The sequence below is a fragment of the Acinetobacter modestus genome, assembly GCF_014636095.1.
Lineage (GTDB): Bacteria > Pseudomonadota > Gammaproteobacteria > Pseudomonadales > Moraxellaceae > Acinetobacter > Acinetobacter modestus.
Genome location: NZ_BMDV01000001.1, coordinates 718232 through 741846, shown reverse-complemented (window position 1 = coordinate 741846; position 23615 = coordinate 718232). Strand labels below are relative to the sequence as shown.

The window sequence follows — 23615 nt, the reverse complement described above, 5'->3', positions numbered from 1 at the left end:
ATACTCGCAGTGTCTTGTGCAATGCTGACAGGTCAATGCTGGTTTAAGTTACTTTATTTTTTGTAATTTCGATATTGATATCAAATCAAATTTAAAAAACTTTATTTAAAACTATTGAGTTCATGGTGGCATACACCATTTAGAGAAAACGATCAGTATTATTTGGGACTTAAATGTGAGTCATGCTAAAAAATAACCGAGTTAGCTAAAATTTGATTGTAATTTCTCTCCAAGCTTTTTATGATTGCCCGCTTGTTTTCATCCAGTCGTTGGAAGGTACGCTTGAGTAATTTTCTAAGTGAACATTTGATTCATCGTGATGAAGATTTTATGGTGATCCATAAACCTGCTGGGCTTCTAACAGTGCCAGGGAAAACACCCGATTTACAAGACTGTTTGATCAATCGTTTATTAAAATTAGAACCCAAAACTCTACTCATTCATCGTTTAGATCGTGACACTTCAGGTATTCTAGTCTTTGGTTTATCTAAATTTGGACAAAGCAGTATTTCACGTCAATTTCAAGATCGACAAACTTCAAAAATTTATCAAGCTTTGATTGCTGGACATTTAGAAGGTCAGGGCACAGTCGATATTCCTGTGATTTATGATCCAAGTCGTCCACCGCTGCATATTGTTGATGCTTCATATCACAAACCTGCATTAACAGAATGGCAAGCCATTGAGCATTTAGAAATTCAAGGACAAGCGGTAACTCGAGTTAAATTGATTCCGATTACAGGCCGTTCACACCAACTTCGTGTGCATATGCAATATCTAGGTCATCCAATACTAGGAGATACCTTATATGCAACTCCTGAACAGCAACAGCTTTATGCACGTTTGTGTCTTCATGCAACACAACTCAGCTTCACTCATCCTAAAACAGGCACTCAACTGAGTTTTGATTGTTCTGTACCATTTTAATCGTATTTTTTTGATCTAAAGAGATGTAAAGCGCGCTATTTCAGTCAGCTTTATGTCAAAATATTAGGGTTATTTGCGTGGCTGAATTTCACGTAAATACCAAATTTAAAACTACATAAAGTAGCTTAAACTTTCGTCAGTTTAAGGCATACAATATGTGGGCTAACATGAGAAAAGGTGGAATAAATTGCAGCCGTTTGCTATTGGTCAACGTTGGTTATCAGATACAGAAACTGAACTCGGTCTAGGTGTTCTTATTGATGTAGATGAGCGTTCTATCAGTATTTTATTCCCTAAAAGTGATGAAACTCGTGTATATGCACGAAACAATGCGCCTTTATCTCGCATCATCTTTAATGTCAAAGATGAAGTGCAAGATCAAGAAGGTGTTAAGTGGATTGTTGAATCGGTTGAAGACCGTCATGGCGTGCTTCGTTACGATGTCGTTCGTAGCCTCGAAAATGGCGAACAAGAACGTAAGTCATTGAACGAAACTCGTATCGGTGCGCAAATTCAGCTATCAAAACCTTTAGAGCGTTTGTTAGCGAGCCAAATTGATTATAAAGAATGGTATGACCTTCGTATTGAAGCGATGTTATTACAAGCGCAGATGCATACTAGCCCTTTACGTGGTTTTTTAGGTGCACGTGTTGGTTTAATTCCTCACCAACTTTATATCGCACACGAAGTGGGTAAACGTTTTGCGCCACGCGTATTGTTAGCAGATGAAGTCGGTCTTGGTAAAACCATTGAAGCGGGTTTGATTATCCATCAACAACTGAAAACAGGGCGTTCAGAGCGTATCCTGATTTTAGTGCCCGATTCGCTGCAATATCAGTGGATGATTGAGATGCGTCGTCGTTTCAATTTACAATTTTCTCTATTCGATTTAACCCGTACTGCTTCGATCAAAGAACATGATCCTGATCTCAACCCATTCCTGACTGAGCAATGCATTATTGCGAGTGTCGATTTGATGGTTGACCATGATGATTTGCGTGAGCAAGCGGTTGAGGCAGGTTTTGATTTACTGGTTGTCGATGAAGCACACCATTTAATGTGGAGTGAAGAAGAAGGCGGTAATGATCGTTATGATCTTGTCGAAGAGTTGGCTGAACAAACAGCGGGTGTCTTACTTCTCACTGCAACGCCTGAACAATTAGGTGTTGAAAGTCATTTTGCACGTTTACGTTTACTTGATCCGCAACGTTTTAGTAGCTTAGATCGTTTCCTTGACGAAGAAGAACAATATCAGCAAACAGCTAAAGTTGCTGAAGTCTTAATGTCAGATGAAGCACTGACTGAAGAACATCTTGCTGCTCTGGATGGCTTATTGGGTCATCGTATTGATGATCAGCCTGAACAGCGTATGCGTGCAATTCACGAGTTGCTAGACCGTCACGGTACAGGTCGTATTTTATTCCGTAATACACGTGAAGCGATCCAAGGTTTCCCAGGTCGTGATTGCCAGCCAGCACCTTTGCCAGCACCAGAAGATTGGTCATTTGATGGCAAAATGCGTGAGCAAATGTGGCCAGAAGAAGGTCAACTCGATGGTGCTTGGATGGAAAATGATCCTCGTGTGCCATGGTTGATGGAAGTTCTACGCAAAGATTTAAAACATAAAAAAGTGTTGTTGATTGCACGTAGTGGACCAGTAGTTGAAGCGCTTGAAAATGTATTGCGTTTACATGCAGGTATTCGTACAGCAATGTTCCATGAGGGCATGAGCTTATTAGAGCGTGACCAAGCGGCAGCATACTTTGCCGAAGACAGTTATGGCGCTCAGATTCTTCTCTGTTCGGAAATTGGTTCTGAAGGTCGTAACTTCCAGTTTGCCAGTGACTTGATCTTATTTGATTTACCTGCAAACCCTGACGTACTTGAACAACGTATTGGTCGTCTAGATCGTATTGGTCAGGAAAATCGCATTCAAATTCACGTGCCATATTTGATCGGTACAGCGCAAGAGCGCATGTTCCGTTGGTATAATGAAGCATTGAATATTTTCAGCAATATTTCTCCAACGGCGCAAACGCTGCAAGAGAACTTTATTGTTGAATTGAAAGACTGTTTATTGGCAGATCAAGGTCAGACGTTTGAGGATTTACTTGAAGAAGTGAATGTACAACGACAAGCTTTGGAAGCTGAGTTACAAGCTGGTCGTGATCGTTTGCTTGAGTATAACTCTTGTCGCCCAGTCGTTGCACAGGGCATTGTACAAGCACTTGAAGACTATGATGACAACACGACTTTGCCAATGTTCGTGAAGCGTTTCATGTCATCGACCAATATTGACTTTGATGAGCAAAGCAACGGTACTGTGATCATCAAACCAACGGATCAAATGCAAGTCCAAGGAATTACCTTGGACGAAGAAGGCATGACAGCAACTTTCTATCGTGATCAGGCTCAGATCCGTGAAGATGCACAATATTTGACCTTGGAACACCCATTTATTGAAAGTGTTATGGAAATGATCCGCACACAATCATTTGGTAGCACTAACGTTGCATTACTCAAATCGAATGCGTTAAAACAAGGTTCGGTCTTACTCGAAGTTTGGTTTAAGGTCGATGTAGTTGCACCAAAAGGGTTGAACTTACCGTCAAGTTTGCCGAAGCAATTGATTCGCGTATTACTGAGTGAAACAGGCCAAGATTTATCTGCCAAGATCGATCCAAGTATTTTGCGCCCATATTTGCATCATCTCGATGGCAATAGCTGCCGTCAAGTTGTAAAAGCACGCCGTGATGTAATTGAAGAGCGTTACGCACAAGCTTTAGATATTGCCAAAACCTCTTTGCCTGAATTGATGCAACAAGCTAAAGAGCATTATGGCAGTAAATGGCAATATGAAATTGATCGTTTAACTTATCTTAAGCAATTTAACCCAAGTATTCGTCAAGATGAAATTGAGCGTTTACAAAAGTTCCAGAAAGAGGGTCTAGGTTTATTAGATGGTCTTTCTGTGACTCCAGAAGCGATTCAAGTCTTAGTTGTAGTTAAACCATAATTACGACTGATGTAATAAAAAAGAGGACAAATCATGTCCTCTTTTTTATGTCGTGAATATACTTAGTTTTGATCGATATTAGCCTCTAAGAACCATAAATATTGATCCAGATCTTCGAGTGCTGCATGGATAATATCTTCAGAGATTGGATCTTTAATTTGCTCGATTGTATCTCGAAGATGATTTGCAACGACACCATAACGATCAGCCAGCTCTTTTAAGTGATCTTGCACTGCATGGATTGCAACAGGGTAAGGCTTGAGATGTGAGGTCTCCGAAACCGTTTGGGTTGTTCCGAGCGCTGTTCCACCGATCTGTACCGCACGCTCTGCGACATTATCTAAATGGGTAATCAATGAAGTACGGAACATATCTAACATTTCATGTACCGCAATAAAATTACTACCCCGCATATTCCAGTGCGCTTGTTTGGTAAGCAATGATAGATCAATAAGATTTGCAAGAATTTGATTTAAAATTTTAACGGTGGCTTCTTTGATAGAATCATCTAAATTATTACGTGTATATACTTTCAAAGCCGCTGCTGAAGAATTCATAGTTACCTCATTCAATTATAATGTGATGAAACATCGTGAATAAAAACCATTTTGTTCTAGCTTAAGCGCAGAATGCCTGAATGAATGTTTTAATTCGCAAGGCTTTTGTAATTTTCCTTATCATCATTTTTCTTTTTATTACTTTGCTAAATCAGTCGCAATGATAGATAGATTGATCTAATGAATCTGAATAGCCCGAATATAATTCAGATCAAACCAGCATCTTTGCATTCTAATTTAATGTAAGCATAAAAAATCGGTGCAACGATTAAGCCACTCAAGCCAAAAATCGATTCAAAGATTAGCATAGCCAAGAGTACTTCCCATGCACTCGCATTAATTTTTGTACCAATAATTTTTGCATTTACGAAATATTCAAGTTTATGAATAATGACTAAATATGCTAAAGCGATGGCTGCTACTGAGAGTGAAATGGTTAAGCCAGCCATAATAATTAAAGTATTTGAAATCAAGTTACCAATAATAGGTAAAAGACCAAAAATGAAGGTCAGAATAGTCAGTGTTTTAGCAAAAGGTAAATGGATATGGAATAGAGGCAAAACGATAAAAACAAAAATGATGAATAGTGCTGTATTAATTAAAGAGATTTTTACTTGAGCAAAGACAACATTTTTGAATGAAATCGAAAGCTTCTGAATACGATGTAAAATAGCAGCTTTAAAGACTGGTTGTGGTGCATGCTGCTTAAAGTTCTGAATAGAAACCAAGATACCTACAATTAAACCGATCAGCATGGTAGCTAAGTTATGCAGAATATCGGTACCTGTATTTTTAACAATCGAAATATTATTTTTGATGAAGGACAAGATCTGATTCTTGATATCTGCAACACTATGAGGAAGATAACCAGGGACATATTGACTCATTTCAGCTTGGAATTTAATGAGGGTTTGATCAATCTTAAAGTTAAACGAGTTAAGACCTGTTCCTTTTAAATCATAGATCACAAAGCTAATTAAACTGGTAATAAAAAAGCCAATCAAAAATGTGGTCAAAATTCCAAGAATAATACTGATAAAGATACGCGCACGTTGTCCATCAATATGTTTTTCAACAATTGAGCTTAGACTGTTAATAATTTCGAAAATCAAGAAACCTGCAAAAAAACTAGGCAACAAATGCAGGGGAATGACCATCATTAAAAATAAAAACATCAGAATAAAACTGGCGATGATACTTTGACGGTCATTGAGAAGGGTCATGATCTGTATGCCTAAATTTGCTTGTAGTTATGATAAATGACAAAGATATATACTTAATGACGATAGTCTATGCTGATGAAATTGCTTAATCAATTTCCATTTTATCGAAATGACGAGCGCCTTCTAAAATCATACGAATCATTACCATGGTTTGCTCTGCAACGTCAGTTCGTTGTTCAGCAGGTAAATCAATCACTTTTGCGCCCATATTGAATACCAATTGGGTAATCGCTTTAGCCGCAATGTCAGCATGACTGATTTTACTATTATTCATTTGTTCTAGGCGAATCAGGTCTTCTTGTAATTCTTGCTGAAAGAAATTCAGCTGACGGTCTACAGCAAGTTTATATGAGGTTGAGCCTGTATAACCTTCGCGTAATAACAAGCTGAGATAACCTTCATCGGCATCTAACTGTTGAATGAAAACTTCAACTGAACTTCGAATAATGCTTTGCTGCATAGATGCCTGCAAACGCGCTTCGCGAATGATTTTACGTAATACCAAACCTGCACGATCGATCAGAGCGATAGCCAGTTCATCAATATCTTTAAAATGTCGATAAAAACTATTTGGTGCAATGCCTGCTTCACGCGCTACTTCACGTAAGCTCAAAGATGCAATACTTTTTTGTGGACCAATTAAATTCAGTGTCGCCTGAAAAAGTTCTTCTTTGGTAATGGTTGCTTTTCTACCAACCGAACGTACAGGAGATTTCATAGCAATGACATCTTGTTCATTTAGTGTGTCATGACCGAGCGGTAAAAAAGTAGAAGACTGAACCATTATTTTCAAAATATAAGTAAGCTACTCGGGATTATAGCGATTGTCTGACTACTTGGGAAATGTAAATTCTTATACGAATATATATACAAATATATATACATATGTATAATAATTAAAAAATGATCAGAGTTCCCGCTCATGCAAGCAGTCGAAAAGAGAATTTCTCTATTCAATTCAATAGCCCAAAGCGTAATTACGAACCATGATGCCAATTTTTGGCTACAAAAAATCAATCCACTGTGGTCTTTGAATCAATCACTCGCCAAAGTTGTAAAAAAACAAACGGTAGCTAAAGATACGGTGAGTCTTATTTTGCAATGCAATCGTCATGTACAGCGTGGTGCAGCAGGACAACATCATCCTGTCACTGTTGAAATTGCAGGGCGTCATTACGAACGCACGTATAGCTTGATGCAATTAGATGCAGATCATCTCTGTTTAACCGTCAAAAAAGTTGATCAAGGTTTGGTGAGTTCATGGTTGGTTGAGCAATCTAAAGTAGGGGATATTGTCTATTTAGGGCAACCTTATGGCGATATGCAGCAGCATATTCAAACTCCTAACTTGTTATTACTTGCAGCAGGTAGCGGCATTACCCCGATGCTGAGCCTGATCGAAAGCTTGAGTCAAACCAAGCAGTTTTTGACGACATCTGTACAGTTGATGTATTGGGTGAAAACTCAGGCCGATGCAGCCTATGCTGAATATTTAAAAGAAACAGCGGAAAACTTTCCCCATTTCAGTTATCAAATCTTTTATACCCAAGCGCAAGATCAACGTTTGAACCAAAGTTATGTTGATCAAATTTCAGTTTTAAATGAAACCACTGTATATGCCTGTGGTCCATCGGGTTTTGTGAGTACAGCAGAAAAATTATTTTCTTGTGCTGCTTTGCTTCAAACCGAAGCTTTTAGTTTAAGCCAATTTGATGTGGATGCTTCGGAAACTGGTTTTATAAATGTGAGATTGACTCAATCCAACAAAACGGTTGCGATACCTAAAGGGCAATCCATTCTTTCTAGTTTGGAACATCAAGGGATTAAACCTAATCATGGTTGTCGTATGGGCATTTGTAATAAATGCGCCTGCACTAAAGCACAAGGCTCAACGAAGAATTTGTTGAATGGTTCAGCGAATCATGAACCAACTCAACTATTAAAAATTTGTGTAAATTCCGCTCAGTCTGATCTAGTGATTGATCTATAAATGAGAAATTAATTATGAATATGCCTGTTAAAATTGAATATTTTAAAAATCCTAAAAATCGTGATTTAACTGCTTCAGAATTAGATGCTTTTGCTCGAGAATTAGATCAGATCAAGCAAGAAGTATTGGATGACTTAGGCGAAAAAGATGCGAAGTATATTCGTCGTGTTTATTCGTCAATCCGTTATAGCAGCTTACTCGGACGAGCTTTGTTGTTTGCAGGATGGTTTCCACCAGCATGGTTATTAGGAACGGGGTTATTGGGTTTTGCCAAAATTATGGAAAACATGGAGTTAGGTCATAATGTGATGCATGGACAATATGACTGGATGAATGATCCAAAATTTAATGGTCAGACTTACGAATGGGATACCGTTGGAACCTCAGATAATTGGCGTCAAACACATAACTACAAACATCATACTTATACCAATGTGAAAGGTATGGATGATGATGTGGGTTATGGTGTATTTCGCTTATTTCCAGAACAACGTTGGACAAAGTTTACTTTAATTCAACCGATTTATATTGTGCCATTCAGCTTACTATTCCAATGGGGAGTCGCAATTCAAAATCTTGAACTCGGCAAAGTGATTTATAAGCGTAAATCAATGGCGCAATTTAAACGAGAATGGCAACCAGCGCAGAAAAAAATAGCGAAGCAACTTTTTAAAGATTATGTATTTTTCCCATTGATTGCAGGACCTTCAGCGATCCCAGTTTTTACTGGAAATTTAGTTGCTAATGGGATTCGTAATATTTGGACTTTTAGTATTATTTTTTGTGGTCATTTTACTAAAGATGCTGAGGTCTTCCCAAAAACTGTTTTACAGAATGAAAGTCGCGGTCATTGGTACATGCGTCAAATTCGTGGTTCTTCTAATTTAACAGGTTCAGAAGCATTTCATATTTTGACAGGACATTTGAGCCATCAAATTGAACATCACTTATACCCAGATATTCCCGCTCGCCGCTATCGTCAAATTGCACCTAAAGTGGAAGCTGTATGTGAGAAATATGGTTTAAATTACAATAATGCTAGCTTTGTAAAACAATTCGGTGAAGTGGTCGGGCGTATTTTTAAATATGCGCTTCCTTTTAAAAAGTAAAAAATAACTTAAGCAGAAGAGCCCCGAATAGCATGTTCGGGGCTTTTTACTTTTATTTTTTCTTTTTTGAAACCCACATGGTAATAGTGGCGTGAAAGACTTTTTCATTTTGTTGATCAAGTACATCAACATTCACCAGATATTCTCCAGCTTTATCCCAATCGTAGTGCTGCTCTACTGGGGTAGCGATCGCAATTAAATCAGTTTCCGCTTTCTTTAAATATTCTACGGTCATGCCTTTTGGAATCCAGCGATGTGAAGTTGGAACAGTAACCTCAGTCATCGTACCGCCTGCAAGTTCGGCCATATTGCACATTGCAATCGCATGAACTGTACCAATGTGATTCAGCACTGCGCGTTTTTTCTTAATGGATATTTTACAAGAGTTCGGTTTTAACTCCTCAAATAAAGGAGAAATGCTACTGAAATAAGGTGCTTTTAAACAAAGCATACGTGTGAACGTCCATTTTCCAGCAGGTAAAGCTGAAACCCTATTCCATAATTCCAAAGTTGATGCCATTAGATGATTTCCTATAAAACAGAATTAAATTCTTTTAAAGAATATAATTCTGTTTACAAGTTGTGGTCAAGTCATACACAATAGTTCCGATGATTGGTAAATTTAAATAACTTATGCAAACGGCTCAGCAATTATTAGAACGCTTATATCCACAACGTAGATCATTGTTAAAAAGACAAATCTTATTGGATGCATTGGCATGTTTTCTTGAATATGGTCTCGATGCGACTAGCATTGAAATGATTCGCGATAAATCTGAAAGTAGTGTTGGGGCAATTTATCACCATTTTAAAAACAAAGAGGGTGTTATCGCTGCACTTGTTTTTGCTGCTTTAGATGATCAAGCATCATTGCGAGATCAATATCTAGAGCGCGCGCGGTCTTTAAAAGATGTATTAAATGCTTTAATTTATAGTTACGTTGATTGGGTTTCAGATCAACCTCATTTTGCTAAGTTCCTAATGTTAGCGCATTTTTCAGTGATGCAAGGCGAGCACCGCCCAGCATTAAATGAAAAAAATAAAATCAGAAATCAAAAGATCGTAAATAATATTGCAGCCTATAGTGATGCGAAATTATTACAATCGGTTCCGTCTGAATTGATGATGTCATTAGTGATTGGTGCAACTGAAAGTTATTGTCGTGCTTGGTTATCTGAAAAAGTGTTCACCAATCCAAAATTCTATCGCGAAAACTTGGCTCAAGCTGCTTGGGATTCATTACAAAATTTAAGTCATCCAGCATAAAAGGACTAAGACAAACAAATCATCTGGATCAGAAAGTTATGGCAGGATTAGATCAAAAACAACAATTCAATGGCGCTTGTTTGTGTGGGGAAATAAAATTTCATTTTCATATATCGAAAATTAAAACGATCTATCGTTGTTATTGTCGTTTATGTCGCAAGCAGAGTGGGGCAGCATCCAACACTGCAACATTGATTTCATCTGATCAATTTTATTGGCAGCAAGGCGAGCAATTTATTTGCACTTATATCAAAGCCACGGGTTTTACTAGCTCCTTTTGCAGAAAATGTGGTTCGCCTATTCCTAATCTACTAGGCACTAATCCCAAAGTAATGTGGATTCCGCTAGGTTTAATTCACGAAGATTTTGAACCAAATAAAGAGTTAAATTTTTGTATGACTTCTAAAATCAGCTGGGCTGGCGAGAATAAAGCACATACTTCATTTGATGAATTACCAACTGGTAGACAGTTTGAAGAATATTTTGAACTCAATGAATAAAAAAAAGCAGAAAATTAATTTTCTGCTTTAATTTAAATAAAATCGTACTTTTATTTAAATTGGATTGAGCCATTAGCACTGACAGTAATTTTCGATTCACCAGCCGCCATGTCTTGTGCTGGAGCTGCCTCAGCCATCGCAAATTTTGCCATACCACCACGCATCATTGGTTGAGGGAAATAATTACTTGTATTCAAATTTAAACTGACAAGATTATATTGCGTTTTATTCCAAGCCTGGGTAATCGCTTGTGCGCGTTGCTGAAAGTTTTTAGAAGCTTCAATCATCAGTTCATTTTCAACTTTTTTACGTTGTTCGTCAGATACGCTAAAACTAATCGATTGGGTCTGAAAGCTCTGTTGTAGTTCACTAATCAACTGGCTTGCTGCTTTAAAGTCTTTACTTTCAATTTGGATTTCTGCACGTGCACGCCATTCTTTTAACTTATTATTATCATTGTCATAAATAGGGTAAGTACTTTGAGCACCTGTTTCGACTTTTACTTGTGCGTATTTACGAGAAATTGCTTGCGCTTGATTCATTAATTGATTGATTTGATTGGAAAGCTCTGCGGGTTGCTTATTGCTTCTTTCAATATAAAGCACAGCACGCATTTCGTCATTCGCAACTTGGCGTGCTGCATCTGCTTGGATATTCACAATATTATAGTTCAAGTTTTCAGTCTCATGAGCAAAAAGGCTTGGGCTAAGTGCAGCTCCGATCATTAATGTTGCAAGTGCTAAAGTACGCATAAAAAATTCCTTAAAATTTGGTATTAAACATTTATTTTTACAAGTCTGATATTAGAAACAACTGATGGGGAACTTTTGCATATTTTGTGGTGTCTTTGTAATATATTAACAGTGTTTTGCAACAGAAAAATTAATTAAAAAATATTTAAAATTAAATAATTAGCTTTATATATTTGACCATTTATCTAAAAAAATTAAGGCTGTTAAAAAAAGCTTACTTTCTTTCGCTTGTCACATAGTATGATGATAATTCATCATAGTTATTGGAATGAAGCATTTTTTCAATAATATTAGATGAATGTCAGGCATAAAAAGAGTTTATTTTATTTCAAAATTAGGTATCATCTCGCTCCTAGTTGAAAGATATAAAATTTGTGTCTCACTAGATTCTAAAAAGCACCGAGTCAAACGACCGCAAGTCACCAGACTTATTTCTTTTACCCATATCAGAGATGGTAATTCGATATGAGCGTTACTTCCGTAAATCCTGCCGCTAATGCAACTAACGAATATTATCTGACTCGCCAAAGTCAGATGGAATCGAATGTTCGTAGTTATCCACGTAAATTACCGTTAGCGATAGCAAAAGCACAAGGCTGTTGGGTTACTGATGTTGAAGGTACAGAGTACCTTGATTGTTTAGCTGGGGCAGGAACATTGGCTTTGGGCCATAATCATCCTGCGGTGATTCAAAGTATTCAAGACACATTGGCAAGCGGTTTGCCATTGCATACTTTAGACTTAACGACTCCTTTAAAAGATGCGTTTACTGAAGCGCTTTTGGCTTATTTGCCAGGCGGTCAAGAAGAATATTGCCTACAATTCTGTGGTCCATCTGGTGCAGATGGTACAGAAGCAGCGATTAAATTAGCGAAAACTTATACGGGTCGTAGCACAGTGATTAGTTTCTCTGGTGGCTACCATGGTATGACGCACGGCGCGCTTGCAATGACAGGTAACTTGTCTGCAAAGAATGCGGTCAATGGCTTAATGCCAGGCGTGCAATTTATGCCATACCCACATGAATATCGTTGCCCACTTGGTTTAGGTGGGGAAGCAGGTGTTGACGCTTTAACTTATTTCTTTGAAAACTTCATTGAAGATGTTGAAAGTGGTGTAACCAAGCCTGCAGCTGTGATCCTTGAAGCGATTCAAGGTGAAGGTGGTGTTGTTACTGCACCTGTAAAATGGTTGCAAAAAATCCGTGAAGTGACTGAAAAGCACAACATCGTTTTAATCTTGGACGAAGTTCAAGCTGGTTTTGCACGTTCAGGTAAGATGTTTGCCTTTGAACATGCTGGAATCGAGCCTGATGTTGTGGTGATGTCTAAAGCGGTAGGTGGTAGCTTACCACTTGCAGTATTAGGTATTAAACGCAAGTTTGATGCTTGGCAGCCTGCGGGTCACACGGGTACTTTCCGTGGTAACCAACTTGCGATGGGTACAGGTTTAGCATCACTTCAAGTGATCAAAGAACAAAACCTTGCTCAAAATGCGCAAGAGCGTGGTGATTTCTTACAAGCAGAGTTCAAGAAACTTGCTCAAGAATTCCCATGTATCGGTAACGTACGTGGCCGTGGTTTGATGATCGGTGTTGAGATCGTTGATGAGCGTAAACCTGCGGACCATATGGGTTCATTACCTGCTGATGCTCAATTGGCTGCTGCAATTCAGACGGCTTGTTTCAACAATAAATTATTGCTTGAAAAAGGCGGCCGTAACGGTACTGTAATTCGTTTACTTTGCCCGTTGATTATCAATCAAGAAGAGTGCGTAGAGGCGGTTGCTCGCTTCAAGAAAGCTGTTGCTGAAGCATTAAAAGCAGTACGAGGCTAATTCATGGTTGATTTTGCAGAACATCGTAAAGCGTTACTCTGCAATGATGCTCAATCTATTGCTGACTATCAGTCAGCAATGGGCGAGGCGGTAACTGCCGTTTCAGCATGGTTGCAAAATGATAAAATGTACACTGGCGGTAGCATTAAAGATTTGCGTGAAGCAATCTCTTTTGCTCCTTCAAAAGAAGGTCTAGGTGTACAGCAATCATTACAACGTATGGTTGAGCTTTTTCTCAATAAAAGCTTAAAAGTACATCACCCGCATTCACTTGCACACTTACACTGCCCAACCATGGTGATGAGCCAGATTGCGGAAGTGTTGATCAATGCAACCAACCAGTCGATGGACTCATGGGATCAAAGCCCAGCGGGTTCTTTGATGGAAGTTCAATTAGTTGATTGGCTTCGTCAAAAAGTCGGTTATGGTGCAGGTCAAGCAGGTGTGTTCACTTCTGGTGGTACACAGTCAAACTTGATGGGTGTATTGCTGGCGCGTGACTGGTGTATCTCGAAAAACTGGAAAGACGAAAATGGTAAGCCATGGTCGGTTCAGCGTGATGGTATTCCAGCAGAAGCAATGAAGAACGTCAAAGTCATCTGTTCTGAAAATGCACATTTCTCTGTGCAAAAGAACATGGCGATGATGGGTATGGGCTTCCAGTCAGTAGTGACTGTTCCTGTGAATGAAAATGCACAGATGGATGTCGATGCACTGGAAAAAACCATGGCGCATCTTCAGTCTGAAGGCAAAATCGTGGCTTGTGTTGTTGCAACAGCAGGTACGACTGATGCTGGTGCGATTGATCCACTCAAGAAAATCCGTGAAATTACCACGAAGTATGGTTCATGGATGCATATCGATGCAGCTTGGGGCGGTGCACTGATTCTTTCAAATGACCATCGTGCAATGTTAGATGGAATTGAATTATCAGACTCAATCACGCTTGACTTCCATAAGCATTATTTCCAAAGCATTAGCTGTGGCGCTTTCTTGTTGAAAGACGAAGCAAACTATCGCTTTATGCATTATGAGGCAGAATATTTAAACTCTGCTTATGATGAAGAACATGGTGTACCTAACCTTGTGTCTAAATCATTACAAACGACACGTCGTTTTGATGCATTGAAATTATGGATGACAGTTGAAGCATTAGGCGAAGAGCTTTATGGTTCAATGATTGATCATGGTGTGAAATTAACACGTGAAGTTGCAGATTATATTAAAGCAACAGCGGGTCTTGAATTGTTGGTTGAACCACAATTCGCTTCAGTCCTGTTCCGTGTAGTACCAGAAGCTTATCCTGCTGAATTTATCGATAGCTTAAACCAAAACGTGGCAGATGAATTGTTTGCTCGTGGTGAAGCGAATATTGGTGTAACCAAAGTGGGTAATGTTCAATCATTGAAGATGACCACGTTAAGCCCAGTTGCAACGCTTGAAAACGTTCAAAACTTGCTTGCACTTGTGTTGGCAGAAGCTGATCGTATTAAAGATGCAATTGTTGCAGGCACTTATGTTCCAGCGATTGACTAATCGATTTGCTTTCTAAGAAAAAGGCACATTCATGTGCCTTTTTTATTTTTTAGTCTGTGTGATTGAGCTTAGAAAGATTTAGCTCATCTCAATATACCTTTAATTTAATCTCAAGTAATTTTCGGAATAGCTTAAGATAGGCGTGTAAATGGCTATTGGAAACCTAATTTTAGTTAATTTAGAACCGAATTGACGGATTAAAACTAATATTACATAGACATTTGTCATATAGTTTTCATTACTAAGGTCGTCAAATTTGTATTTCTAGTTTGATTTCTTATATGTTGTGTTGTAAGTAAAAAATTATAAATTACAATCATTAAGATAATTTTCTTTCGCTATTTTTATCAAAAAATTCTTTTCTTTATGACTGAAAATTTTCAAATAAAAATGATCATCATAAAAGCGTCATAAAGTTGTCACTTAATTGTCATATTATCTCCTCAAAATGCAGTTAACTAAAGTACAACACTTGAATTAAAAAGAGTTGTAAATCAAATTGTATAAATGAGAGAAAACAGAATGCGCTTAAATCCACGTCATATCGCAATTGCATTAGCTGTATCTGGAGTAGCCGTAGCAACAACTGCGAATGCAGCTCGTGATACGATTCAAATCGCTGGTTCTTCAACTGTATTGCCATACGCAAGTATTGTTGCTGAAGAGTTTGGTAATACTTTCCCGCAATTTAAAGCACCCGTTGTTGGTTCAGGTGGTACTTCAGGTGGTTTAAAGCAATTCTGTCAAGGTGTTGGTGATAATACCATCGATATTGCAAATGCTTCACGTAAAATCAAAGATTCAGAGCTTGCTGCATGTAAAAAAGCAGGCGTAAATCAAGTGCAAGAAATCAAAATTGGCTATGACGGTATTGTATTTGCGTCTAACTCAAGAAAAGGTGCTTATAACTTAGATCCAGCACATGTATTTACTGCATTGGCTGCACAGCTTCCTTCAGGTGGTAAATTGGTTCCAAATCCATATACACGATGGAACCAAATTGATGATGACTTACCAAATGAACCGATTACTCTAGTTATTCCAGCAACAAACCATGGTACGCGTGAAGTGTTCCAAGAAAAAATGGTTGAAGCGGGTTGTGAATCATTTGCTTATTTCAAAAATTTAGATAAAGAAGAACAGAAAAAAGCATGTTCAAACTTCCGTAAAGACGGTCGTGTGATTGAAATTGCAGGTGACTACACTGAAACACTTGCTCGTTTAAAAACTTCTCCTAATGCAGTAGGTGTATTTGGTTTAGGTTTCTATGATCAAAACCGCGATAAATTACGTGTTGCAACAGTAAATGGCGTATTACCTTCTGAGAAAACAGTTTTAAGTGGTCAATACCCAGTATCTCGTGCACTTTACTTCTATGTGAAAGGCGAGCATTTAAAATCAATTAAAGGTTTACCACAATACGTAGAATATTTCTTAAATAAGAAAGCTTCTGGTAAAGGTTCTAAATTAGAAAAAGCTGGTTTGATCACTATGAGCGATAAAGAACGTGCAAAAGTTCTAGCTGATTTCAAAGCGGGTAAAACAGTTAAGTAATATTGTTAAAAGGGAGGCTGGTGCGACTTAGGTTCATCAGCCTTTTTGTCTAACTAAGTTTTTTCAAATGATGAAAATTGAGAAAACAGTGGAGATTACATGAATCTGCTACTTATCGGTGTGTTATTAGCCCTTGTGGCAATTGCATATCAAATCGGGCTGAGCAAAAGCCGTAACCTAGCAGGTAAGGGAAACAACTCAGCAACTTTGCATTCACGTCCAGGTTATTATGGTGCGTTGGTCGCTTTGTGGTGTGGTGTTCCTGCTTTTTTAATTTTGATCATTTGGAACTTGGTCGAACCAAGTGTCCTTCAACATATTATCTTTAACAATATTCCAGCATCAGTCAGTGCAACTTTAGATGAAGCAAGCCGTGATGTTTTAATCGATCGTGTTCAAGCGATTGCGTCTGGTTTTGGGGTTACTGATCAGCCAGCAGCTTATGAGCTAGCAGCTGCACAACAACTTGCTAAATTTGAAACCATAGGTTCTTTTGCAAAATTGGCAATTGTAATTAGTGCTGGTTTAGCAGGTTTGGTTTGGGCTAAACGTCATGTGAGTCAGCAATTTCGCGCTCGTAATCAGGTTGAAAAAGCCATTAATGTTGGTTTGATCCTATGTTCTGGTGTGGCAATTCTCACAACGATTGGTATTGTACTGTCAATGTTGAGTGAAGCATTACATTTCTTCCGTTTTGTTAGTCCAGCAGATTTTTTCTTTGGTACAGAATGGAATCCAGGCTTTAGCACGTCGGGTAATGCAGAGGGAAGTTACGGTATCTTGCCATTAATTTGGGGTACTTTAATGGTTAGTGGTATTGCATTATTAGTTGCAGTACCAGTGGGTTTGATGATTGCTATTTATCTAGCTGAATATGCATCTCCGAACTTACGCTCTTGGGCAAAACCAACAATTGAAGTATTAGCGGGTATTCCAACCATCGTTTATGGTGTATTTGCTTTAATGGTCATTGGCCCATTCTTCAAAATGATTGGTGAAATTGTTGGTATTGATATTAATGCAACAAGTGCACTGACTGCGGGTTTTGTCATGGGGATTATGATCATCCCATTTGTTTCATCGCTTTCAGATGACATTATTACTCAAGTTCCTCGCGCCTTACGTGATGGTTCGTTGGGCTTAGGTGCAACCAAATCAGAAACGATTCGCCAAGTTGTATTGCCAGCAGCCTTACCTGGTATTACAGGCGCATTTTTACTTGCGGTGTCACGTGCGGTAGGTGAAACCATGATCGTGGTTCTTGCAGCAGGGAACAGTCCATTATTGCATGCAAATCCATTTGAAGCAGTTTCAACAGTGACAGTGACAATTGTTAAACAGTTAACTGGTGATACAGATTTTGCGAGCCCACAAGCATTGGTGGCATTTGCACTTGGTTTAACTTTGTTTGTGATTACATTGGGTCTAAACATTATTGCACTATATATCGTGCGCAAATATCGTGAGCAATACGAATGAGTTCAAATACATCTCCTCTGGATCAGAACGTATTTGATCCACAAGTAGCTGCTGAACAACGTGAGCAGCGTAAAGCAATAATTCAAAGCTCTTTAGCAAAGCGTCATCGTAAAGAGAAAGCATTTCGCTTTGCAGGTTTCTCTGCGGTGATGATTGGTCTTGCATTTGTTGCTTTACTTTTCGGTAGTATTTTAGCAAAAGGTTTGCCTTCATTTTGGCAAAGTAGTATGACTGTTCCTGTGTATTTTGATCCTACAATTATTAATGTAGGAGCAAAACCGAAGCAGACTGCTGGTGAGACACCTGCTCATTTTGAAGAGCGCTTTGTGGCTTGGCAAACTGAAATGGGCATGGTGGATTGGGATGCACTTATTGTTAATGGTATTGTTGCTAAAGATCCAGCACTAGAGTCACAACGTGATTATTTGAATAGTTTGTACACGAGTTCAGAAGCCTATCGTTTGCGTGACATGGTGCTTGAGAATCCAGCATTAATTGGTACTAAAGAAGAGATTAAATTCTTAGCGGATGCTAATGTGGATGTGTGGTTAGCAGGTAATATTGATCGTTCTTTACCAGATGACCAACAGCAGCTGGATCCAGAAGTTCGTCAACTTGCAGATAAATTAAAAGCAAATGGTATTATTGAAAATACATTTAATACGAATTTATTTATCAGCCCAGACTCACGTAGTTCACCAGCAACAAGTGGTTTAGCGGGCGCGTTTATGGGTTCGTTATTCATGATGTTGATTGTAATCTTGATTTCAATTCCAATCGGGGTTGCAAGTGCGATTTATCTTGAAGAGTTTGCACCTAAAAACATCATGACTGACATCATTGAAGTCAATATCAATAATTTGGCTGCTGTACCTTCGATTGTATTTGGTCTACTCGGCGCGGCGATTTTTATTGGTTGGATGCATTTACCATTGTCTGCACCGTTGGTTGGTGGTCTGGTACTCAGTCTCATGACTTTACCAACCGTGATTATTACAACACGTGCTTCATTAAAAGCTGTGCCACCTTCAATTCGTCAGGCAGCGCTTGGTTTAGGTGCATCAAAAGTTCAAACAGTGTTCCATCATGTGCTACCACTCGCGTTGCCAGGAATCATGACAGGATCAATTATTGGTGTTGCACATGCTTTGGGTGAAACCGCACCATTACTATTAATTGGTATGAGTGCTTTCGTTGCGAGTGTTCCAGCTACGCCACTGGATCAGGCAACAGCATTACCTGTACAAGTTTATTTATGGCAGGGAAATGAGTTACGTAACTTCTTTGAAGGGCGTACTGCTGCTGCGATTATTGTGTTACTTGCATTAATGATTGGTTTAAACAGCCTTGCAATTTGGCTTCGTAAGAAATTTGAAGTGCGTTGGTAGTTGAGGAGAGTACAATGAATACGATTGATATTATGAACGCCGTAGAAAAGGATAAGTCAGTGAATCCACAGCAAACAGAATTTACTTCATCTGAAGCGCCAGTTCAGCAATCTAATACTGCGTTTGTTTCTCAGTTTGAAACAGCTTCATCGAATAAAAAGCCAAAAGTAAATGATGTGAAAATCAGTACCAAAGATGTGCATGTTTATTATGGTGAAACTGAAGCAATCAAAGGTATTGATATCGATATTTATCAAAATGAAGTGATCGCATTTATTGGACCATCGGGTTGTGGTAAATCGACATTTCTGCGTACCTTAAACCGTATGAACGACACCATTGATAGTTGTCGTGTGACAGGCAAAGTGACACTGGATAATCAAGATATTTACGATCCAAGCCTTGATGTGGTGTTGCTACGTGCTCAAGTGGGTATGGTGTTCCAAAAGCCAAACCCATTCCCAAAATCAATTTTTGATAACGTTGCTTACGGACCAAAATTGCATGGTTTAGCACGTGATAAATATGATTTAGAAGAAATTGTAGAAAACAGCTTACGTAAAGCAGGCCTGTGGGATGAAGTGAAAGATCGCCTTAGCCAACCAGGTACAGGTTTATCTGGTGGTCAGCAACAGCGTTTGTGTATTGCACGTACCATTGCTGTTAGCCCAGAAGTGATTTTGATGGATGAGCCTTGTTCAGCGCTTGATCCGATTGCGACAGCAAAAATTGAGGAATTGATTTCAGAACTTTCTGAACAATATACCATTGCGATCGTAACGCACTCTATGCAACAGGCTGCACGTGTTTCTGATCGTACTGCTTACTTCCATTTAGGTGATTTGATTGAAGTAAACTCGACTGAGAAAGTCTTTACTCAACCAGATCATCAATTGACTGAAGCGTATATTACGGGTCGTTTTGGCTGATTGATCTTCTATAAATCAAAAGGGCCTTCGGGCTCTTTTTTTGTGATACAGATGAAAATGAATCTATTTTGCAAAATCACTATTGAATTTTTATCCAATAGACCACATCTTAGTCGAATAAAGCCGAACTTATAGAGCACTTACTTTATGTTATTCCATTTACCTAAATTTCCTGCTGAAATTCGTATTAGTCATTTAAATGCGCGTGTGAATGAACAAAGAAAAAGAATTGCACAAACAACAGCATCTCGTTTGGAATTACTACAACTCGTTCAACAACTTGCTAAAGAAGCAAAGATTAGAAAAAAGAATGATCAAAAAATTTATGTGCTTGACTTTAAAGGTGATGTGCAAGCATCTGCGGTAGATACCATTCGTGAAGAAATTACTTTAATTTTAGCAACTGCAAAAGCAGGGCACGACCGTGTCGTTGTACGTTTAGAAAGCCCAGGTGGCATGGTTCATGGTTATGGTTTAGCGGCAGCTCAATTGGTCCGTTTACGTGATGCTGGTTTTAACGTCACTATTTGTGTCGATAAAGTCGCTGCAAGTGGCGGTTATATGATGGCATGTATTGCCAATGAAATTATTTCTGCTCCTTTTGCGGTTGTTGGCTCTATAGGTGTGGTTGCTCAAGTTCCAAACTTCAATCGTTTATTGAAGCAACACAATGTTGATTTCGAGCTTTATACCGCAGGTGAATACAAACGTACTGTGACGATGTTTGGTGAGAATACGCCAGAAGGTAAAGCGAAATTTGAAGAAGAGTTACAACAAACCCATTCTTTATTTAAGCACTTTGTTGAGAAGTATCGCCCACAATTAGATGTTGCTAAAGTTGCAACAGGTGAGCATTGGTACGGTGAAGATGCACGTGAGCTGAACTTGGTTGATAAATTACAAACCTCTGATGAATATTTGTTAAGCCTATTACCAAAACATGATGTGTATGTGATTAATACCCGTAAGCGTCCAACTTTTGGTGAAAAACTAGGTTTACAGGCTGCTCAAATGGCTGAGAATTTAATCCCTACAGTTTTAGGGAAACTAGTTGATAGTATTCACAAAGCAAATAGTTCAATCGTTCAAATGCGTGATCCAAAGTTCTAATGAGATTGCATTTTTAATGTTGATATAAACCAGTCTGAATAGACTGGTTTATTTTATTTAGAGATTGATCATGAAATTAAATCCTAAGAATATATAAATAATCAGCTATATAAAAACCACAAAAGTTGTTTTAGGGTAGATTGTTGTTATCGTGATCATTTGTTATTTTAACCATTAGGTTAATTCTTTAACTAATTAGTATTCAATAAATACATAAAAAATAATTGATAAGAGAGTATAAAAAATGACACGAGTTGTTGTCTCATCTAAGAAAAATTTGCATGTTTTACAAGATGCGCAAATGAAAAGTATTATTTTGGATCAGCCCTCAATTGTACAAATTGGTGTAAATCAGGCGGATATTAAATTAATTATTAAGCAGGGTAATGATCTGGTTATTACATTAAAAAATGGTGAGCAAATCATTATTAGTGACTTTTACAAGGATAGCAATCACACTGAACATACACTTGCAATTCCAAATGAAGATGGAAGTTATGCAATTGCTCAATTTGATGATTCAGGTCGATTTATCCGTTATATGCCTGCAACTCAATTGTCTCAATTTATCGATGGTGAAATGCCGACTCAAACTATTAAAACAGAGGGCGGGGTAGATGATTTAGGTATTAGTAAGTCACAATTATTGAAAGTCGGTTTAGTTGCTTTAGCAGCAGAAGGCGTGTATTTATGGGCCGTTAAAGATGATGAGGATCAGTCTAATCAGAATCATTCTATTGATATCACTCCGCCAATTGATCCAACCGCAACATTAGCTACTGATACGCAAACTATTACAGGGAAAACGGAAGCAGGTGCAAAAATTGAAATTAAAGATACGACAGGAAAAGTAATCGCAACCTCACATGCCGATCAGCAAGGTAATTATACAATTAAACTTGATCAACCTTTAGTGAATAATAACAAAGTAACGGTGATTGCAATTGATGCTGCTGGTAATTCATCTAAAGCAATTGCAGTGATTGGTAATAAAGATACGATTGCACCAGAAGCGCCAAGTGCGCAATTAAATGTAGATGGGACGATTGTCTCAGGTAAGACAGAAGCGAATGCTAAAGTATCTATTTATGATGCAGATGGAAAATTATTAGGCTCTGTTAATGCAAATAGCTCAGGATTGTATTCCATTAAACTTTCATCACCCTTAACAAGTGATAAAGGGGGAACAGTTATTGCTGAAGATGCCGCAGGAAATAAGTCTACGCCGTCTAAGGTGATTGCGGGAAAAGATACTTTAGCTCCTGATCAACCATTAGTAGAAGTGAATAAAGATGGGGCTTCAATTTTAGGTCGAGCTGAAGCAAATACAAAAGTACAAATTAAAGATTCAGATGGAAAAATTATAGGAAGTGGTATTATAGATTCACAAGGCAAATTCAACATTACACTTTCGCCAGCTTTAACAGCAACGCAAAAAGCAACTGTTGTGCTTGAAGATGCGGCAGGAAATCAGTCTAAGCCATTAGAAATTAGTGCAGGTAAAGACACTATTGCACCTGAAAAAGCAGTAGCACAATTAAATGCTGTAGGTGATTCACTGACGGGCACAGCTGAAGCAAATGCTAAAATTCAAATTAAAGATTCAAGTGGTAAATTAATTGGAAGTGGAGTTGTTGATGCACAGGGTAAATTTACGATTGCTATTTCACCTGAACTAACCGATCAAAAAACAGCAAAAGTATATGTGATTGACTCGGCTGGTAATTTATCGGATGCAACGAGTATCGTTGGGACAAAGGATATTACTCCTCCCACTAAGCCTATAATTCCAAAATTAACTGATGATGTTGGTGATGTTAAAGGTTCTATTAATGCAGGTGGTACAACGGATGATGCTAGACCAACCTTTTCTGGGACAGCGAATTCAGCAGAATCTAAGGCTTTGTTAACGATTTATGATAATGGGCAAGCAATAGGAGTCGTGACAGTTGCCAGTAACGGAAGTTGGGTCTTTAATCCAAATCATGATTTAGGATTAGGGTTGCATAAAATTACATTGACTCAGACGGATGCCGCTGGGAATACTAGTGAAATGAGTGATGTATTTAGTTTTACGATCGTTTCTCCAACGACGACCTTGGCATTGCTGCAAAGTGAAAATATTGATGCTAATTTGAGTCATGCTTCGCTCGTAGATCAGATTGATTTAAGTTCGTTAGAAACTAAACAAATAGCTGTTACGCCATTACCCTCAGTCGAAAAAGTTTCATTAAATGATATATTAGTTTCGTCAAATCAACATGATAACCAACTTGATGAGGTGTTAAACCAGTTTGCTTCCACATCATCTACATCTACCAACGATGTCGTGGATAAGAGTTTAATAGGTTCTGATTTTATTCCAAGCATTAAACCAGAGATTTTTGATCAATTCGATATATTGCAACACGCGATCATTTAAATTGGAATTTTTAAATAAAAC

Annotated in this window: 19 protein-coding genes; 14 read left to right on the top strand and 5 right to left on the bottom strand. The window is 38.3% G+C overall.

All coding sequences use genetic code 11. From position 1 onward, the window contains the following. Window positions 1-282: 282 nt before the first annotated feature. Both IEV17_RS03410 and rapA read left to right on the top strand, forming a co-directional pair. Window positions 283-927 carry an RluA family pseudouridine synthase gene (locus tag IEV17_RS03410; RefSeq protein ID WP_171062419.1) on the top strand — a complete coding sequence of 215 codons (645 nt, stop codon included), beginning with the start codon at window positions 283-285 and terminating at the stop codon, window positions 925-927. Window positions 928-1114: 187 nt separating this feature from the next. Beyond that, complete coding sequence (gene rapA, locus IEV17_RS03405) at window positions 1115-3943, top strand: RNA polymerase-associated protein RapA (RefSeq protein ID WP_004663236.1); 2829 nt, start codon at window positions 1115-1117, stop codon at window positions 3941-3943. Between the two features lie 62 nt (window positions 3944-4005). Here the strand turns inward: rapA and dps are convergent, their stop codons facing one another. From dps to fabR, 3 genes are all read right to left on the bottom strand, one after another. Then, entirely contained in the window at window positions 4006-4500 is a 495-nt protein-coding gene (gene dps, locus IEV17_RS03400; RefSeq protein ID WP_004663234.1) for a DNA starvation/stationary phase protection protein Dps, read from the bottom strand. Window positions 4501-4706: 206 nt separating this feature from the next. Then, window positions 4707-5723: an AI-2E family transporter gene (locus IEV17_RS03395; protein ID WP_004663233.1), complete on the bottom strand. Its 1017-nt coding sequence runs from the start codon at window positions 5721-5723 to the stop codon at window positions 4707-4709. Window positions 5724-5808: 85 nt separating this feature from the next. Further along, window positions 5809-6507 carry an HTH-type transcriptional repressor FabR gene (gene fabR, locus IEV17_RS03390; RefSeq protein ID WP_004663232.1) on the bottom strand — a complete coding sequence of 233 codons (699 nt, stop codon included), beginning with the start codon at window positions 6505-6507 and terminating at the stop codon, window positions 5809-5811. 138 nt (window positions 6508-6645) lie between these two features. Between fabR and IEV17_RS03385 the strand changes: the two genes are divergently transcribed. Both IEV17_RS03385 and IEV17_RS03380 read left to right on the top strand, forming a co-directional pair. Further along, window positions 6646-7713, top strand: a complete 1068-nt coding sequence (locus IEV17_RS03385; RefSeq protein WP_004663231.1) for a ferredoxin reductase — start codon at window positions 6646-6648, stop codon at window positions 7711-7713. Between the two features lie 14 nt (window positions 7714-7727). After that, window positions 7728-8822 (top strand): fatty acid desaturase family protein, encoded by a 1095-nt coding sequence (locus tag IEV17_RS03380; RefSeq protein WP_004663230.1) that lies wholly within the window; start codon window positions 7728-7730, stop codon window positions 8820-8822. Window positions 8823-8874: 52 nt separating this feature from the next. Here the strand turns inward: IEV17_RS03380 and IEV17_RS03375 are convergent, their stop codons facing one another. Continuing rightward, complete coding sequence (locus tag IEV17_RS03375) at window positions 8875-9342, bottom strand: hotdog fold domain-containing protein (RefSeq protein ID WP_004663229.1); 468 nt, start codon at window positions 9340-9342, stop codon at window positions 8875-8877. Between the two features lie 113 nt (window positions 9343-9455). On the opposite strand from IEV17_RS03375, the gene IEV17_RS03370 reads away from it, so the two are divergent. Together IEV17_RS03370 and IEV17_RS03365 are read left to right on the top strand one after the other, a co-directional pair. Further along, window positions 9456-10088: a TetR/AcrR family transcriptional regulator gene (locus tag IEV17_RS03370; protein WP_004663228.1), complete on the top strand. Its 633-nt coding sequence runs from the start codon at window positions 9456-9458 to the stop codon at window positions 10086-10088. A gap of 38 nt (window positions 10089-10126) precedes the next feature. Continuing rightward, window positions 10127-10588 carry a GFA family protein gene (locus IEV17_RS03365; RefSeq protein ID WP_004663227.1) on the top strand — a complete coding sequence of 154 codons (462 nt, stop codon included), beginning with the start codon at window positions 10127-10129 and terminating at the stop codon, window positions 10586-10588. Window positions 10589-10638: 50 nt separating this feature from the next. On the opposite strand, the gene IEV17_RS03360 is transcribed toward IEV17_RS03365, so the two are convergent. Further along, window positions 10639-11340 carry an SIMPL domain-containing protein gene (locus tag IEV17_RS03360; protein WP_004663226.1) on the bottom strand — a complete coding sequence of 234 codons (702 nt, stop codon included), beginning with the start codon at window positions 11338-11340 and terminating at the stop codon, window positions 10639-10641. Between the two features lie 465 nt (window positions 11341-11805). On the opposite strand from IEV17_RS03360, the gene IEV17_RS03355 reads away from it, so the two are divergent. From IEV17_RS03355 to blp2, 8 genes are all read left to right on the top strand, one after another. Further along, window positions 11806-13176 carry a diaminobutyrate--2-oxoglutarate transaminase gene (locus tag IEV17_RS03355; protein WP_004652118.1) on the top strand — a complete coding sequence of 457 codons (1371 nt, stop codon included), beginning with the start codon at window positions 11806-11808 and terminating at the stop codon, window positions 13174-13176. A gap of 3 nt (window positions 13177-13179) precedes the next feature. Continuing rightward, window positions 13180-14712, top strand: coding sequence for a pyridoxal phosphate-dependent decarboxylase family protein (locus IEV17_RS03350; protein WP_004663225.1), 1533 nt, complete (start codon window positions 13180-13182; stop codon window positions 14710-14712). Window positions 14713-15234: 522 nt separating this feature from the next. Next, window positions 15235-16266, top strand: a complete 1032-nt coding sequence (locus tag IEV17_RS03345) for a substrate-binding domain-containing protein (RefSeq protein WP_004663224.1) — start codon at window positions 15235-15237, stop codon at window positions 16264-16266. A gap of 99 nt (window positions 16267-16365) precedes the next feature. Next, window positions 16366-17745 carry a phosphate ABC transporter permease subunit PstC gene (pstC, locus tag IEV17_RS03340; protein WP_004663223.1) on the top strand — a complete coding sequence of 460 codons (1380 nt, stop codon included), beginning with the start codon at window positions 16366-16368 and terminating at the stop codon, window positions 17743-17745. After that, complete coding sequence (pstA, locus tag IEV17_RS03335; RefSeq protein ID WP_004663221.1) at window positions 17742-19133, top strand: phosphate ABC transporter permease PstA; 1392 nt, start codon at window positions 17742-17744, stop codon at window positions 19131-19133. Before pstC ends, pstA begins: the two co-directional genes overlap by 4 nt. 14 nt (window positions 19134-19147) lie before the next feature. Then, entirely contained in the window at window positions 19148-20062 is a 915-nt protein-coding gene (gene pstB, locus IEV17_RS03330; protein WP_004663218.1) for a phosphate ABC transporter ATP-binding protein PstB, read from the top strand. A 147-nt stretch (window positions 20063-20209) separates the two neighbouring features. Beyond that, window positions 20210-21172, top strand: a complete 963-nt coding sequence (gene sohB / locus IEV17_RS03325) for a protease SohB (protein ID WP_004663217.1) — start codon at window positions 20210-20212, stop codon at window positions 21170-21172. A gap of 244 nt (window positions 21173-21416) precedes the next feature. Then, window positions 21417-23594 carry an Ig-like repeat protein Blp2 gene (gene blp2, locus IEV17_RS03320; protein WP_004663215.1) on the top strand — a complete coding sequence of 726 codons (2178 nt, stop codon included), beginning with the start codon at window positions 21417-21419 and terminating at the stop codon, window positions 23592-23594. Window positions 23595-23615: the final 21 nt, after the last annotated feature.

Coding starts and splice junctions, on each gene's coding strand:
- pstC (WP_004663223.1), top strand. CDS start 16,366: ATGAATCTGCTACTTATCGGTGTGTTATTAGCCCTTGTGGCAATTGCA.
- IEV17_RS03350 (WP_004663225.1), top strand. CDS start 13,180: ATGGTTGATTTTGCAGAACATCGTAAAGCGTTACTCTGCAATGATGCT.
- IEV17_RS03360 (WP_004663226.1), bottom strand. CDS start 11,340: ATGCGTACTTTAGCACTTGCAACATTAATGATCGGAGCTGCACTTAGC.
- fabR (WP_004663232.1), bottom strand. CDS start 6,507: ATGGTTCAGTCTTCTACTTTTTTACCGCTCGGTCATGACACACTAAAT.
- pstA (WP_004663221.1), top strand. CDS start 17,742: ATGAGTTCAAATACATCTCCTCTGGATCAGAACGTATTTGATCCACAA.
- pstB (WP_004663218.1), top strand. CDS start 19,148: ATGAATACGATTGATATTATGAACGCCGTAGAAAAGGATAAGTCAGTG.
- blp2 (WP_004663215.1), top strand. CDS start 21,417: ATGACACGAGTTGTTGTCTCATCTAAGAAAAATTTGCATGTTTTACAA.
- IEV17_RS03370 (WP_004663228.1), top strand. CDS start 9,456: ATGCAAACGGCTCAGCAATTATTAGAACGCTTATATCCACAACGTAGA.
- IEV17_RS03385 (WP_004663231.1), top strand. CDS start 6,646: ATGCAAGCAGTCGAAAAGAGAATTTCTCTATTCAATTCAATAGCCCAA.
- IEV17_RS03395 (WP_004663233.1), bottom strand. CDS start 5,723: ATGACCCTTCTCAATGACCGTCAAAGTATCATCGCCAGTTTTATTCTG.
- IEV17_RS03380 (WP_004663230.1), top strand. CDS start 7,728: ATGAATATGCCTGTTAAAATTGAATATTTTAAAAATCCTAAAAATCGT.
- IEV17_RS03365 (WP_004663227.1), top strand. CDS start 10,127: ATGGCAGGATTAGATCAAAAACAACAATTCAATGGCGCTTGTTTGTGT.
- IEV17_RS03375 (WP_004663229.1), bottom strand. CDS start 9,342: ATGGCATCAACTTTGGAATTATGGAATAGGGTTTCAGCTTTACCTGCT.
- dps (WP_004663234.1), bottom strand. CDS start 4,500: ATGAATTCTTCAGCAGCGGCTTTGAAAGTATATACACGTAATAATTTA.
- IEV17_RS03345 (WP_004663224.1), top strand. CDS start 15,235: ATGCGCTTAAATCCACGTCATATCGCAATTGCATTAGCTGTATCTGGA.
- sohB (WP_004663217.1), top strand. CDS start 20,210: ATGTTATTCCATTTACCTAAATTTCCTGCTGAAATTCGTATTAGTCAT.
- IEV17_RS03355 (WP_004652118.1), top strand. CDS start 11,806: ATGAGCGTTACTTCCGTAAATCCTGCCGCTAATGCAACTAACGAATAT.